The following is a 14,715-nucleotide window of genomic DNA, read 5'->3' as shown; positions in this document are numbered from 1 at the left end:
AACGCTCGAATTTACTGTCTGTAAGCGACAATTGCAACACTCATTATGGTGCATCAGTGCTTTTGTTGCGTCGCGTCAACAACCGGAATACGCCACATAAATATCAACAGGCAGGCCAGAATCACCAGCAGCATGATGCGAACCCACGTAAGCTTAACCAGCCACAGCGACACGGCGAAGGTCAGCACAATCATCACAATCGCCCGCGGCTTGGCACCAGGCGGCATCGCACGATATTGCTGCCAGTGACGAAGATAACCGCCGAACCAGGAACGATACAGCAGCCAGTGGTGAAAACGCGGTGAAGAGCGGGCAAAACACCAGGCCGCCAGCAAAATAAACGGGGTGGTCGGCAATAAAGGCAAAAAGACGCCCAGCGTCCCCAGCGCTACCGCCAGCCAGCCTATGATGATTAAAATGATACGTGGCATAATGCGAATCGTTATCAAGCAGATATGGCTACTGTAGCACAGTTGTCTATCAGCGTAGGGAGGAGTTATTTGAAAACAGCCCGGCTTTTACACACGCTGGAAAATCAGTTGGCCCAACTGGCCGCGCAGGTTGCGCCGCTGGCGCATCATGCTACGCTCAGCGCCCGCTTCGATCGCCAGCTGTTCCGTACTCGCAGCACGCTGATGCAGGACTGTCTCGAGGAGGCGCAGCAGCACTTTACTGAACTGCGGCAGGCCGTTGAGCAGCAGCAGCTTCCGCAGGTCGCCTGGCTGGCGGAGCGGCTGGTGGCGCAAGTTGCCGCCCTCAGCCGGGAGGCGGCAACCTGGCCACTGCGTAGCTGGGACAGCGCCTCGTCCGGAATAAACCGCTGGCAGCGGCGGCGGCTTCAACATCAGGAGTACGAACGACGACTGCTGGCGATGCGTAACGATCGCCAGCGTCAGCTGGCGCAGGCGACGACGCTTGAGGAGCAGCAGCGGTTGGCGAAAGAGGTCGATGCCTGCGCCGCGCGTTTAGCACGCTGTCGCGATGCGCTGGAAAAAATAGAAGGCGTGCTGGCACGCTTAACACGCTAAGAAGGAGTCACTATGTCGCTGGAAAACGCCCCGGATGAGGTCAAGCTGGCCGTTGATTTGATTATGCTGCTGGAAGAGAACCAGGTGTCAGCGCAAACCGTGCTGGGGGCGCTGGAGATCATTAAACGTGACTATGAAAACAAACTCAATCGCACCGGGCAGACGTCAGGTGAAGCGGATAAACGCTAACCGACAGCGCGTCAGAAACGGGGCGGCGCACTGGCCGCCCCCGCTGAGTCTTACCCGATAGCCGGAGACGGATCGTCTCCTTTGACCTCACGCTTGAGCTCCGTCACTTCATCCCCTTTTTCGTTACGCAGATGGACTTCCAACTGGTTGAAGGCGATGTTGATGTCGTTTTCACGGCACAGGCGGTCGATCGCGCGGTTCAGTTCATCGACGGTATAGCTGCGATCGCGCAGTTCGCGCACATATAAACGCAGCTCATGATCCAACGTGCTGGCGCCGAAGGTGGTAAAGAAGACCGATGGCGCAGGCTCCTGCATCACTTTCGGATGCTCATGTGCCGCCTGCAGCAGAACTTCCTTGACCTTATCCAGATCGGAGCCGTACGCCACGCCGATGCGGATCACCACACGGGTTACGGTATCGGACAGCGACCAGTTGATCAAACGCTCGGTCACAAACGCTTTGTTCGGGATGATCACCTCTTTACGGTCAAAGTCGGTAATGGTCGTGGCGCGAATGCGGATCTTGCTGACGGTACCGGAGAAGGTGCCGATCGTCACCGTATCGCCGATGCGCACCGGGCGTTCGAAGAGGATAATCAGGCCGGAAACGAAGTTACCGAAAATCTCCTGTAAACCAAAGCCCAGACCAACCGACAACGCGGCCGCCAGCCACTGCAGCTTGTCCCACGAGACGCCCAGCGCGCCAAATACCGTCATCGCACCGATGGCGATAATCGCGTAGTTGAGGATCGAGGTAATGGCGTAGGAGGTCCCCTGGCGCATATTGAGCCGAGAGAGGATCAGTACTTCCAGCAGACCCGGTAGGTTGCGGATCAACGCCCAGGCGACCATGGACGCGACGATCGCAAACAGCAGGCTTCCCATCGTCACGCTTCTCACCACGCTGGCTCCTGCTTCGGTGCCGTTGTAGTGCCACAAGGTAATACTGTCGAGATAGGCGAATACGGTGATGAGATCGGACCAAATCGCCCAGAACACAACGCCAAACAAGGCGACCATCACCAGCATGGTAATACGCAACGTTTGTTGGTTGACCTGCTCCAGCGCAATTGTCGGCTCTTCCTGCGGTTCAGCCCCTTCAGCCCCCTCTTTGACCATATGCTGGCGACGGGCCAGCGCACGCCGCCAGGCGATACGTCGTGCGGCAACGCTCAGGCCGCGCAAAACGGTCTGGTACAGCAGATTCCACAGCATCACCAGGTAGACGGTTTCAATCCAGCGACCGGCCAGACGCAGGGTGGTATAGAAGTAGCCGGTGGCCGTCAGTACCATCAGCGCGACAGGCACAATCGAGAGAACGGTGACGGTGAGAAGACGCAGGCTGTGCGACTCTTTATCACGCCAGCTCTCGCGACACATCGGCCACACCAGAACCGCGATCAGCAGCAGATTGAGGAAGATAACGAACTGCCCCAGCACGTCATCCATCAGATTCAGCGGCGACAGTTCAGAGACTACCGACCAGAAATTCAGCGGCAGCAGCGCCAGGCTGACGCGCACAATTTGCCGACGCCAGTGGCTGGTCAGCTGCGGTGGCATATTAAAGTGGCTTACCGCCACACCGTCTTTTTCCAGCACCTTCCAGCACAGACCAAACACCAGCCAGAACAGCGCCAGTTTTTTACTGTATGCCCACAGCAGTTCGCTGATGTTCAGCTGCATCGTCAGCAGAATCAGCCCTACCGCCAGAATCAGCAGCACGACGGGCAGTGCGCGGATCAGGTCAATCAGAATCGCTTTGGGCGTATGGAGCTGCGTGTCGTTACGCAACTGGCCGACCTGCGAAGCCAGCCGGGTCTGGTAATTACGTAACCACTGCAGGCGCCAGCGAATCAGGCCCGCAATCAGCAGCAGCGGCAGACCGGCAAGGAAGGCAACAAACACCGCCGGCCACGCTTTCTCCCAGTTTACGGTGATTTTCATCGCCTTAAACTGCCCTTTCAACGCTTCCGGGAAGGATTTAATCCAGTCCCAGTCCATCGGTTTGTTGCTATTCACCCAGAAAATCTGCTGGGTCAGGATGGCTTTCAGGTTGCTTGAGACGCTCATTAACTGCTGCTGGTTGATCTGCAGGTTAATCGCCATCATCAGCTGATTGCCGAGCTGCTTGTTAAACTGGTCGAGCAGTTCGCGGCGCATATCCACGACGTCCAGCAGGGCATTATGGACGTCAGGGGTCACTTCATTGCTGTGACCTTCTTCCAGTTTGGCGACGAACGCATCGCTCTGGAACAGCGCATCACGTTGCTGGTTGACCTCAAACTGTTCAAGACGCAGATCGGCAATACGGTTGGTCATATCCTCCAGCTCGTCCGCCGACGGTAACGTCTGCTGCTGCTGGTAAAGGATGCGTGACAGTAACAGGCTCCCTTTGAGGACTGAAATCTGCTCTTTGATATCACGTTCAGATTGCAGCGCCCGATCGAGCCAGTTTTTCACTTTGATATTGCGCTGCACCAGCTGATTGCCGTTCTCGGTCGCCGCAATCAGCTTCTGACTCAGCTGATGGTTAATATCCAGCTCTTGTTTGACCAACGGGTTGGACTGGATACGCGCCGTCTCATCCGGCGTGACCGCTTCCTGAGCGGTTTTTTCGGTTAGCGTCAGGCGCTTGCTGTTAACCGCTTCCTGCAGCAGCTGCAGCTGATGTTCGAGACGATTGCTGTTGGCGCTGACGTAATCACGTTGCTTTTGCAGCGTATCCTGCAACACGGTGTTGCCTTCGAGGCTCTTGCGCTGCTGCTCAATTTGCGCGTTAAGCAGAGCCTGCTGCGCCAGCAGCAGGCTCTGCTGGCTCGGACGCAGGGCTTCGTCACCCGTGGTGGTGGTGCCGTTCAGGCGGTTGCGTATCTGCTGTAGCTGCTGGGAAGCCGCATACATCGCATTTTGCACGCGTTCCGGCTGGGTTTGCAGGGAGACCAGTTGGCTGTTGTAGGTCGCCAGATCGTTTTGCGCGGTTTGCAGATCGTCCAGCGTCTGGGAGAGACGAGATTCCAGCTGCCGCAAAGAGAGCGTGCTGAGCGTTTTCCGCGTCGCCTCATCATCAGACACCTCGCTTAACGCGTTCAGGCTATCGACCGCCTGACGCATCTTGGCTGGCGCCTGCTCAACCTGTTGCCGCAGCTGAGTCGTTTCCGACTTAATCCGCTCGATTTTATCGAGTGCTTCAAGGGTCTGCACCAGGTCTTGCTGAACCAGCTTGTCCTGTGGCGTCAGTTCCTTTTGCTTATTTAGCGTATTAAGTTGATTCTGAATATCAGATCGGTCAGGGACATCGGCAGCCAGAGCTTGATTCACGCTGAGACAGCCGATAAATAACAACAGTACAATTACAAAAGCGGAAGTGGCATTTCGCCAACGGATAGTATGCAGCATAGTGTTAACATGAGTGGTTGCAATAGCCGGAGAATACCGGGGGTCGTCGCAGACCGCAGAATAGCACTTCTGCCATCGCACGAATAGCCGCGACTATCAGCAAACACTCACCTTTTTTATTTTACCGGGAGCGTTAATTCCTGACCTCTGAGGGCGCCCGGAGCGTAGGGCAAAACTGATACATTTCGAGAAGAATGGCAACATAGTCGCGCGCTTCTTTTTCAAGATCGAATGAATCCGGCGCAAAGAGCCAGTTTTCCATCAGACCGGAGAGATAGCTGCGCATTAAAACCGCCGCCCGGCGGGTTAACAAATTGGCCGGCAGCATGTTGGCCGCAATGCACTCCTTTAGCGTGTGTTCAATACGTTCGTAGCTCTCAAGACATAAGCTGCGCTGCGCTTTCTGAACCACCGCCATCTCACCGACAAACTCACATTTATGGAAGATAATTTCCATCATTAGCCGCCGCCGCTCTTCTGTCACCGTGGCTTCAAGAATATGAACTAAGATCTCCCTGACAACTGACAGTGGATCGTTGGGGAATTTTGCCCGATACTCAACTTCAAGATCGCTAATACTTGCGTCCGACAACACCCATATTTCATTAAATAAATCTGATTTATTCTTGAAATGCCAGTAGATAGCCCCCCTCGTTACCCCGGCAGCTTTTGCAATTGCTGCCAACGAGGTAGATGATACGCCTTGCTGCGAAAACAAACGCAGAGCAACATCCAGAATGTGTTGCCGGGTTTCAAGTGCCTGTTGTTTGGTTTTTCGTGCCATAGGTCGATGAGTTTATAGAGGTTGCGTTTACATACATTTATGAATGTATGTACCATAGCATGACCATAATAGAAACACAGTAGTGGGTTTGTGGTCGTTTGAGCCACTGAACAATTTGAAATTGGACACTCGAGGTTTACATATGAACAAAAACAGAGGGTTAACGCCTCTGGCGGTCGTTCTGATGCTCTCAGGCAGCTTAGCGCTAACAGGATGTGACGACAAACCGGCTCAGCAAGGAGCCCAGCATATGCCGGAAGTCGGTATTGTGACGCTCAAATCCGCACCTCTGCAAATCACCACTGAGCTACCGGGCCGCACCAGCGCCTACCGTGTTGCAGAAGTCCGTCCTCAGGTAAGTGGCATTATTCTGAAACGTAACTTTACGGAAGGTAGTGACATCCAGGCTGGCGTGTCCCTTTATCAGATCGATCCGGCAACTTACCAGGCCAGCTATGAAAGCGCAAAAGGCGACTTAGCCAAAGCACAGGCAGCGGCTAATATCGCGCAGCTGACGGTTAAACGTTATCAGAAACTGCTCGGCACCAAATACATCAGTCAACAGGATTATGATACTGCCGTCGCCGACGCGCAGCAGAGCAACGCTGCGGTTGTGGCCGCGAAAGCCGCTGTGGAAACGGCGCGTATTAACCTGGCTTATACCAAAGTGACTTCACCTATCAGCGGGCGAATTGGTAAATCCGCCGTGACCGAAGGTGCACTGGTGCAGAATGGTCAGGCTACTGCGCTGGCAACCGTTCAGCAGCTGGACCCTATCTATGTTGATGTGACCCAGTCGAGTAACGATTTCCTGCGTCTGAAACAAGAGCTGGCAAACGGAACGCTGAAACAAGAAAACGGCAAAGCCAAAGTCGAACTGGTTACCAACGATGGGCTGAAGTATCCGCAGGGCGGTACGCTGGAATTCTCTGATGTCACCGTTGACCAGACCACCGGCTCTATCACTTTACGCGCCATCTTCCCGAACCCGGATCACACCCTGTTACCTGGGATGTTCGTCCGCGCGCGTCTGCAGGAAGGGACTAACCCGGATGCACTGCTGGTTCCACAGCAGGGCGTAACCCGCACGCCGCGTGGTGATGCCAGCGTGATGGTTGTCGGTGAAGGCGATAAGGTCGAAGTTCGTCAGGTCACGGCAACGCAGGCGATTGGTGATAAGTGGCTGGTCACCAGCGGAGTGAAATCCGGCGATCGCGTAATTGTCTCCGGACTACAAAAAGTCAAACCAGGCGTGCAGGTTAAAGCGCAGGAAGTAGCCTCTGACGATCAACAGCAAGTTGCCAGCAACGCTCAGTCAGAACAAACCAAGTCTTAACTTAAACAGGAGCCGTTAAGACATGCCTAATTTCTTTATCGATCGCCCCATATTCGCATGGGTGATCGCCATAATCATCATGCTTGCCGGGGGATTGTCGATCCTGAAGCTGCCTGTCGCGCAATATCCAACGATTGCGCCACCGGCGGTCTCGATCACCGCAACCTACCCTGGCGCTGATGCAAAAACGGTGCAGGATACCGTGACGCAGGTTATCGAACAGAACATGAACGGTATCGATAACCTGATGTACATGTCCTCCAACAGTGACTCAACCGGTACGGTACAGATTACCCTGACCTTCCAGTCTGGTACGGATGCGGACATCGCGCAGGTACAGGTGCAGAACAAACTGCAGCTCGCCATGCCGCTGCTGCCGCAGGAAGTACAGCAACAGGGCGTGAGCGTGGAGAAATCCTCCAGCAGCTTCCTGATGGTTGTCGGCGTTATCAACACCAACGGCACCATGACGCAGGAGGATATCTCCGACTACGTTGGCGCCAACATGAAAGATGCGATCAGCCGTACGTCCGGCGTGGGTGACGTTCAGCTGTTTGGTTCCCAGTACGCGATGCGTATCTGGATGGATCCGAACAAACTGAACAACTACCAGCTGACGCCGGTCGATGTGATCAGCGCGATTAAAGCTCAGAACGCCCAGGTAGCAGCCGGTCAGTTAGGCGGTACGCCGCCGGTGAAAGGCCAGCAGCTGAACGCCTCTATCATCGCGCAGACCCGTCTGAAATCCGCTGACGAATTCAGCAATATTCTGCTGAAAGTGAACCAGGACGGTTCGCAGGTTCGTCTGCGTGACGTGGCGAAAGTTGAGCTTGGCGGTGAAAACTATGACATCGTCGCGAAGTTTAATAACCAGCCGGCTTCCGGTCTGGGTATCAAACTGGCAACCGGCGCCAACGCCCTGGATACGGCTAACGCCATTCGCGCCGAGCTGGCGAAAATGGAGCCATACTTCCCGTCAGGCCTGAAGATTGTTTACCCGTATGACACCACGCCGTTCGTGAAAATCTCGATTCATGAAGTGGTTAAAACGCTGGTCGAAGCGATCATCCTGGTCTTCCTGGTGATGTACTTGTTCCTGCAGAACTTCCGCGCCACGTTGATTCCAACCATCGCGGTACCGGTAGTCTTGCTGGGTACATTCGCCATCCTTGCCATTTTTGGCTTCTCGATAAACACCTTGACCATGTTTGGTATGGTGCTGGCGATAGGCCTGCTCGTCGATGACGCCATCGTGGTGGTGGAAAACGTCGAGCGTGTCATGGCGGAAGAAGGTCTGCCGCCGAAGGAAGCGACCCGTAAATCCATGGGTCAGATTCAGGGCGCACTGGTCGGTATCGCGATGGTGCTTTCTGCGGTATTTATCCCGATGGCCTTCTTCGGGGGTTCAACGGGTGCGATTTATCGTCAGTTCTCCATCACCATCGTTTCGGCGATGGCGCTGTCGGTGCTGGTTGCATTAATCCTGACCCCGGCGCTGTGCGCCACGATGCTGAAACCTATCGCTAAAGGCGGTCATGGCGAGCACAAAGGCTTCTTTGGCTGGTTTAACCGCATGTTCGATAAGAGCACGCACCATTACACCGATAGCGTAGGTAACATTCTGCGTAGTACTGGTCGTTACCTGGTGTTGTATCTGATCATCGTCGTCGGAATGGCCTGGCTGTTTGTCCGTCTGCCGAGCTCGTTCCTGCCCGATGAAGATCAGGGCGTATTCCTGAGCATGGCGCAGCTTCCTGCCGGTGCTACCCAGGAACGTACGCAGAAAGTGCTGGATGAGATGACGGACTACTACCTCACCAAAGAGAAAGCCAACGTCGAATCCGTGTTCGCCGTTAACGGCTTTGGCTTCGCGGGTCGTGGTCAGAACACCGGTATTGCATTCGTTTCTCTGAAAGACTGGAGCGAACGTCCGGGCAGCGAGAACAAGGTTGAAGCGATTACCGGTCGTGCGATGGCCCGTTTCTCGCAGATTAAAGATGCGATGGTCTTCGCCTTTAACCTGCCGGCTATCGTCGAACTGGGTACCGCAACCGGCTTTGACTTCCAGCTGATCGACCAGGGCGGTCTGGGTCATGAAAAACTGACGCAGGCACGTAACCAGCTGTTTGGTGAAGTGGCGAAGCACCCTGACCTGCTGGTCGGCGTTCGTCCGAACGGCCTGGAAGATACGCCGCAGTTCAAGGTGGATATCGACCAGGAGAAAGCGCAGGCGTTAGGCGTTTCTATCAGCGACATCAATACCACGCTGGGCGCAGCCTGGGGCGGTAGCTACGTCAATGACTTCATCGACCGCGGTCGCGTGAAGAAAGTCTACGTCATGTCCGAAGCGAAATACCGTATGCTGCCGGAAGATATTGGCAACTGGTATGTTCGCGGTAGCGATGGACAGATGGTGCCGTTCTCAGCCTTCTCCACCTCACACTGGGAGTATGGTTCGCCGCGTCTGGAACGCTATAACGGTCTGCCGTCGATGGAGATCCTCGGTCAGGCGGCTCCGGGCAGAAGTACTGGTGAAGCGATGACGATGATGGAAGAGCTGGCCAAAAAACTGCCCACAGGGATTGGCTATGACTGGACCGGTATGTCCTATCAGGAACGTCTGTCCGGTAACCAGGCGCCAGCGCTGTATGCCATCTCGCTGATCGTGGTATTCCTGTGTCTGGCGGCGCTGTATGAAAGTTGGTCGATACCGTTCTCCGTTATGCTGGTTGTCCCACTGGGGGTTATCGGCGCACTGCTGGCGGCAACGTTCCGTGGTCTGACGAACGACGTTTACTTCCAGGTCGGCCTGCTGACCACCATCGGCCTGTCGGCGAAGAACGCGATACTTATCGTAGAATTCGCCAAAGACCTGATGGATAAAGAGGGCAAGGGTCTGATTGAAGCGACCCTGGAAGCAGTACGTATGCGTCTGCGTCCAATCCTGATGACCTCACTGGCGTTTATCCTCGGGGTTATGCCGCTGGTCATTAGTTCCGGCGCAGGTTCCGGCGCGCAGAACGCCGTAGGTACCGGCGTCATGGGCGGGATGGTGACGGCAACGGTTCTGGCTATCTTCTTTGTTCCGGTCTTCTTTGTGGTGGTTCGCCGCCGCTTCGGCAAGAAATCGGAAGACATTGAGCACAGCCATCCGACTGAGCATCATTAATCTCTCCACTGAGGGCCGCGTTAGCGGCCCTTTTTTTCGTCTGCGCCCCTGCCCGCTTCAGGATTCGTTGAGGAAATTTTCCGGATAGCGTATATTGAAACGCACGCATTGCTACGGTTTACTTTGCATCCTGATATACAATTTCTGGCGATAAGCTTTTACTTTGTTTTTATCAGATTATTCTTTTCCCGGTTTACCCTTATCTTAACTAAGAATATTCTTAACCCTGGTGTTATCCGGGTTTGAGATCTGGTGCCATAGAAAAGAGCATGCTAAATCAATGATCCATAAGCTTTGCTTTCGTAGAGTCACCACATTGATTGCCCTGGCATAATAAGTTCAGATATTTTTAAGATAAATTAACGGCGATAATTGTAATTTTTCGTAATAGCACGGTGAAATCTTTTTGAGAGTGGATTATAGTTAAAACAACAGGATTACAATGTATGTGTCAGGTCTGTTAGTCGTGTTCATCCCACAACGGTGCTTGTTAGTCGTCGTTTAAACCACTAAAAAGGGGATGCGTTATGGACGAATACTCGCCAAAAAGACATGATATCGCGCAGCTTCGATTTCTTTGCGAAACCCTGTATCATGACTGCCTTGCAAACCTGGAAGAGAGTAACCACGGGTGGGTGAATGACCCGACGTCGGCTATCAATCTTCAACTTAATGAATTGATCGAACACATAGCCACGTTCGCGCTTAATTATAAAATTAAGTATGCTGAGGATAATAAACTGATCGCTCAGCTGGACGAATACCTGGATGACACTTTTATGTTGTTCAGCAGTTATGGCATTAACACGGCCGATCTACAGAAATGGCGCAAATCGGGAAATCGGTTATTCCGATGTTTTGTCAACGCCAGCCGGGAAAATCCGGCAAGTCTTTCTTGTTAGTATTATTACAATCAAAAGGTGAAGTTATGTCTGGTGAACCATTAACCAAAACAGACTATTTGATGCGCTTACGTCGCTGTCAGACAATTGATACGCTGGAACGCGTAATTGAAAAAAACAAATATGAACTTTCAGATAACGAACTGGCTGTATTTTACTCAGCGGCCGATCACCGTCTTGCTGAATTGACCATGAATAAACTCTACGACAAAATCCCGACATCGGTGTGGAAGTTCATTCGCTAATTCATTTCACCTGTCAGTCAGACGGTTAACCGGGTCCTCCCCTGCCTTGGGTATAATTGTGATATTACTCGCATAAGTCACCAAAGTGCGCTCGTGAAACCGGTTTCTTTTTTATACTGTGACGCCTACCTACCTTAATCAGGAAAGCATCATGAGTGAAGAGAAACGTAAAATGATCGCCGGTGAACTGTATCAGGCCGGTGATGCCACGCTACGGGCAGACCGCCTGCGCGCCAGGCAATTGCTGCATCGCTATAACCATTCGGCTCCGGACGAGCGCGAATGGCGGAAAATATGTCTGACGGAACTGTTTGGCCGGGCAAGCGATGCTTATATTGAACCCACTTTCCGCTGTGATTATGGTTACAATATTTTCCTCGGCACCAATTTCTACGCAAACTTTGATTGCGTGATGCTTGATGTCTGTCCGATTCACATCGGTGATAATTGCATGCTGGCGCCCGGCGTCCATATCTATACCGCCACACATCCATTAGATGCCGCCGAACGCAACAGCGGCAAAGAATACGGTAAACCCGTTACTATCGGCCACAATGTGTGGATTGGCGGTCGGGCGGTCATTAATCCCGGGCTAACGATCGGCGATAATGCCGTCATTGCATCCGGTGCCGTAGTCGTGAAAGATGTTCCGGCCAATGCTGTGGTCGGTGGCAACCCGGCACAAATCATTAAGATGCTGACAGCGGAAAAAGCGTAACTGTTATGCTTTTCTGCAACTGATCTGTTACTTTCCCGAGAGATTCCCGCAACATAAAATAGCCTTCAGGCTGAGCCTTAGCAGAATTCGGGGACCAAGATGACAGAAATACAGCAACTGCTGACCAACACGATTGATGAGCTCAATGTGAAAGAGAAGCGCGACAACCGTCCGCGCTTTAGTATCAGTTTTATTCGCAATCATCCGTGGCTGTTCGTAGCAATGTACGCCGCGTTCCTGGCGACGTTCGTGGTCATGCTGACATCGGAAACGCTGGCCGATTCGGTTTGGCTACTGGTGGTTCTGTTCGCCCTGTTAAACGGCTTCTTCTTTTTTGACGTCTACCCGCGCTACCGCTACGAAGATATCGATGTCCTGGATTTTCGCGTTTGCTACAACGGGGAGTGGTACAACACGCGATACGTCCCTCCGCAGCTGATCGAGCGCATTATGCAGTCCCCCCGCGTGGCCGGCGAGCAGAAAACCCAGCTACAAAAAATGGTGGCGACCAAAGGTGAACTCTCGTTCTACGATATCTTCAGCCTCACCCGCGTCGATACCGCTCAATAAGACGATTCAACGTCCGCACCGCAGGGCCAAAATGCGAAGCGGACGTATTGCCATATCCCAGCACCAGCCCGCTTCGCGCGCGTCGTGTATCAAGGTAAAAGCGGCTTAATGCCGCCGGTGCTTGTTGATACTGTCGCGCCTGCTCCACCACCGCCCCATCGTCTATCCCGTCAATGGCCACCGTCAGGTGCAGTCCGCCCTCGCCACCGAGAATAGCAAAAGGTTGCGTCAGCTCCGCCGCCAGCACCTCGTGGAGCTGCTGCTGCCGCCGGCAATACAAACGCCGCATCGCCGCCAGATGACGCGCGTAATGCCCCTCTTCGATAAACAACGCCAGCGCTCGCTGCTCAGTCCGGTGCCCCCCGCGCAGCAGCGATCCCACGAATCCCTGAGCGGCTTGCGCCAGGGCGGGAGGCATCACCACGAAACCAATGCGCAGCGCCGGAAACAGCGTCTTGCTGAAAGTGCCGATATAGACCACCGGCGCCTGCTTCATCATCCCTGACATGGCCGGAACAGGTTCACCGCTGTAGCGAAACTCGCTGTCGTAATCATCTTCAACGATCCATGCATCATGCTGGCGGGCATATTCCAGCAGCGCCAGACGCCTGCCTGCGCTCATCACCGCGCCACAGGGATACTGATGCGAAGGAGAGGTAAAAATCAGCCGTGGCGGCGAGTTATTGTCCAAGTCCGGACGCATCCCTTCACCGTCAACCGGCATCCCTTTTATCTGTAACCCGGCTTTCATAAATACGCTCTTCGCGCCGGGATATCCTGGCTCTTCAACCCATGCGGTGTCACCCGCCACGCTCAGCAGATGGGTACACAGGTTGACCCCTTCGAGCGCGCCTTCGGTGATCACGATTTGCCGGGCGTCGCAGCGGATCCCGCGAGATAACGCCAGATGGCGGACAATCGCTTCCCGCAGCGCGAGTTCTCCCGCCGCCTCTCCGTAACCCAGCAGCGCGTTGCCCTCATCACGCAGCACCTTGTCGAGCAGCCGCCGCCAGAGCGGTAAAGGAAAATAGTTAATCGCCGGCGTGCCGGGAGTGAATGCCAGCGTCGGCGAATCGCGACGGGTGCCGGGAGGTAGTGCGAGCAGCCGCTCCGGCAGCGCAATGGTCAGCGGTAGCCCCTCTCGCTCACCGGAGGCGATCAGCGTCGCCACATGCGTTCCCTGACGACTGCGCTGCAGGTAGCCTTCCATGGCCAGCTGCTCCAGCGCCCCGTTGATCGTATTACGCGACAGATTGAGCCGCGTGGCGATAGCTCGTGAACCCGGCAGCCGGCTACCGCCTGCCAGCGCCCCTTGCAAAATCGCCTCGCGCAGCGCGCGATACAGCGTGCGCTGAAGGGTTTCATGACCTCGCCGGGACAAGGTGTGGTCCAGTAGTGTGAAGAAGGCATCATCAGGAATATTCATCGCGGCTCCTCGTGGCACCATCAAAACATACCCTGATGGCTCTTTTTATGGAACCAGTAAAACTTTAGTCTCACTGCATTCCCCCCAGATAAGGAGCCTCCATGCATCAACATAATTCGTTCGGACAACCCGTTGGCCAGGCGCTGCCCGACTGGCAGCCGCGCCCGTTTCCGCAACGTCAAATTCTACAGGGACGTGACTGCCGCCTGGAGCCACTGACTTCCGCTCACGCCAGCGCGCTCTTTGCCGCACATCAGCTGGCCCCGGATACCCGGAGCTGGACGTGGTTATTGCGCGAACCGGACAGCTGCGTGGAGACGTTCAGCGCCTGGATAGCCAGCGTGGAAAAGCTCAGCGATCCTCTCCATTTCGCCGTAGTGGATGAACGGACCCAACAGCCCGTCGGCTCCCTGGCGCTGATGCGTATCGATGCCCAAAATGGCGTGATCGAAGTCGGACACGTGCACTTCTCGCCGCTGCTCAGTCGGACCGCAATGGCGACGGAAGCCCAGTGGCTTCTCATGCGCTATGTCTTCGACACGCTCGGCTATCGCCGCTATGAGTGGAAATGTAATAGCCTGAACGAACCTTCGCGCCGGGCGGCGCAACGATTGGGATTTCATTTTGAGGGGCGGTTTCGTCAGGCGTTAGTAATAAAGGGCCACAACCGCGATACCGACTGGTTTTCGATAATCGACAGCGAGTGGCCGCTGATTGATAAGGCGATGCAGCGATGGCTGGCCACCGGGAACTTTAGCCCCGATGGTCAGCAGCGTGCCACGCTGGAGAGCTTCCGCGCATCGGCAGTTTAGCGTCTCTTCTTGCGTCCCTGTACGGCTTTAAAGCGAGGATTGCTTTTGCAGATAACGTACAGCCGCCCTTTGCGTTTCACAATCTGACAGTCAGGGTGGCGCTGTTTCGCACTGCGCAACGAGTTGAGTACCTGCATT

The 14,715-nt window shown here is 54.5% G+C and carries 15 protein-coding genes; 9 read left to right on the top strand and 6 right to left on the bottom strand.

Annotation, left to right across the window (positions count from 1 at the left end; genetic code table 11):
- Nucleotides 1-53 precede the first annotated feature (53 nt).
- Nucleotides 54-431, bottom strand: coding sequence for a DUF454 family protein (locus BV390_RS05360; protein ID WP_032689199.1), 378 nt, complete (start codon nt 429-431; stop codon nt 54-56).
- Nucleotides 432-500: 69 nt separating this feature from the next.
- Here BV390_RS05360 and priC point away from each other — a divergent pair, with 69 nt between their 5' ends.
- Both priC and rsmS read left to right on the top strand, forming a co-directional pair.
- A complete protein-coding gene (priC, locus tag BV390_RS05355) occupies nt 501-1,028 on the top strand; it encodes a primosomal replication protein N'' (protein WP_046853011.1) in 528 nt (175 codons plus the stop codon).
- 12 nt (nt 1,029-1,040) lie between these two features.
- Nucleotides 1,041-1,217 carry a pleiotropic regulatory protein RsmS gene (gene rsmS, locus BV390_RS05350; RefSeq protein ID WP_049264627.1) on the top strand — a complete coding sequence of 59 codons (177 nt, stop codon included), beginning with the start codon at nt 1,041-1,043 and terminating at the stop codon, nt 1,215-1,217.
- Nucleotides 1,218-1,267: 50 nt separating this feature from the next.
- Here rsmS and mscK read toward each other — a convergent pair whose 3' ends face one another.
- Nucleotides 1,268-4,615 carry a mechanosensitive channel MscK gene (gene mscK / locus BV390_RS05345; protein ID WP_049264626.1) on the bottom strand — a complete coding sequence of 1,116 codons (3,348 nt, stop codon included), beginning with the start codon at nt 4,613-4,615 and terminating at the stop codon, nt 1,268-1,270.
- A 133-nt stretch (nt 4,616-4,748) separates the two neighbouring features.
- On the bottom strand, nt 4,749-5,399 hold the full coding sequence (acrR, locus tag BV390_RS05340) for a multidrug efflux transporter transcriptional repressor AcrR (protein WP_032689202.1): 651 nt from the start codon (nt 5,397-5,399) through the stop codon (nt 4,749-4,751).
- 142 nt (nt 5,400-5,541) lie between these two features.
- On the opposite strand from acrR, the gene acrA reads away from it, so the two are divergent.
- The 5 genes from acrA (at nt 5,542) to maa (ending at nt 11,769) form a co-directional block, all read left to right on the top strand.
- Entirely contained in the window at nt 5,542-6,735 is a 1,194-nt protein-coding gene (gene acrA, locus BV390_RS05335) for a multidrug efflux RND transporter periplasmic adaptor subunit AcrA (protein ID WP_032689203.1), read from the top strand.
- A 22-nt stretch (nt 6,736-6,757) separates the two neighbouring features.
- Nucleotides 6,758-9,904: a multidrug efflux RND transporter permease subunit AcrB gene (gene acrB, locus BV390_RS05330; protein ID WP_032689204.1), complete on the top strand. Its 3,147-nt coding sequence runs from the start codon at nt 6,758-6,760 to the stop codon at nt 9,902-9,904.
- 527 nt (nt 9,905-10,431) lie between these two features.
- Entirely contained in the window at nt 10,432-10,806 is a 375-nt protein-coding gene (gene tomB / locus BV390_RS05325) for an Hha toxicity modulator TomB (RefSeq protein WP_004858785.1), read from the top strand.
- 26 nt (nt 10,807-10,832) lie between these two features.
- Entirely contained in the window at nt 10,833-11,051 is a 219-nt protein-coding gene (locus tag BV390_RS05320; RefSeq protein ID WP_004858783.1) for an HHA domain-containing protein, read from the top strand.
- 151 nt (nt 11,052-11,202) lie between these two features.
- The gene (gene maa, locus BV390_RS05315) at nt 11,203-11,769 is read left to right on the top strand and encodes a maltose O-acetyltransferase (RefSeq protein WP_032689205.1); all 567 of its coding nucleotides are present in this window, start codon (nt 11,203-11,205) and stop codon (nt 11,767-11,769) included.
- On the opposite strand, the gene BV390_RS31420 is transcribed toward maa, so the two are convergent.
- The gene (locus BV390_RS31420) at nt 11,741-11,875 is read right to left on the bottom strand and encodes a hypothetical protein (protein ID WP_223306663.1); all 135 of its coding nucleotides are present in this window, start codon (nt 11,873-11,875) and stop codon (nt 11,741-11,743) included. The two genes, maa and BV390_RS31420, sit on opposite strands and share 29 nt — an antisense overlap.
- Between BV390_RS31420 and BV390_RS05310 the strand changes: the two genes are divergently transcribed.
- Nucleotides 11,869-12,339 carry a YlaC family protein gene (locus BV390_RS05310; RefSeq protein ID WP_085396668.1) on the top strand — a complete coding sequence of 157 codons (471 nt, stop codon included), beginning with the start codon at nt 11,869-11,871 and terminating at the stop codon, nt 12,337-12,339. The two genes, BV390_RS31420 and BV390_RS05310, sit on opposite strands and share 7 nt — an antisense overlap.
- On the opposite strand, the gene pdxR is transcribed toward BV390_RS05310, so the two are convergent.
- Nucleotides 12,314-13,765 (bottom strand): MocR-like pyridoxine biosynthesis transcription factor PdxR, encoded by a 1,452-nt coding sequence (pdxR, locus tag BV390_RS05305; RefSeq protein WP_064384224.1) that lies wholly within the window; start codon nt 13,763-13,765, stop codon nt 12,314-12,316. The two genes, BV390_RS05310 and pdxR, sit on opposite strands and share 26 nt — an antisense overlap.
- A 101-nt stretch (nt 13,766-13,866) precedes the next feature.
- Here pdxR and BV390_RS05300 point away from each other — a divergent pair, with 101 nt between their 5' ends.
- Complete coding sequence (locus tag BV390_RS05300; protein WP_032689207.1) at nt 13,867-14,577, top strand: GNAT family N-acetyltransferase; 711 nt, start codon at nt 13,867-13,869, stop codon at nt 14,575-14,577.
- On the opposite strand, the gene ykgO is transcribed toward BV390_RS05300, so the two are convergent.
- A complete protein-coding gene (gene ykgO / locus BV390_RS05295) occupies nt 14,574-14,714 on the bottom strand; it encodes a type B 50S ribosomal protein L36 (RefSeq protein WP_003859006.1) in 141 nt (46 codons plus the stop codon). The genes BV390_RS05300 and ykgO overlap by 4 nt on opposite strands.
- Between the last annotated feature and the right edge of the window lies 1 nt (nt 14,715).

Origin of the sequence: Klebsiella sp. YJ, from assembly GCF_002108615.1 — a bacterium.
In the GTDB taxonomy this organism is placed as follows: Bacteria; Pseudomonadota; Gammaproteobacteria; order Enterobacterales; family Enterobacteriaceae; genus Klebsiella; species Klebsiella planticola.
The sequence above is the reverse complement of the archived record's forward strand: the minus strand, read 5'-3'. Positions and strand labels throughout refer to the sequence as shown.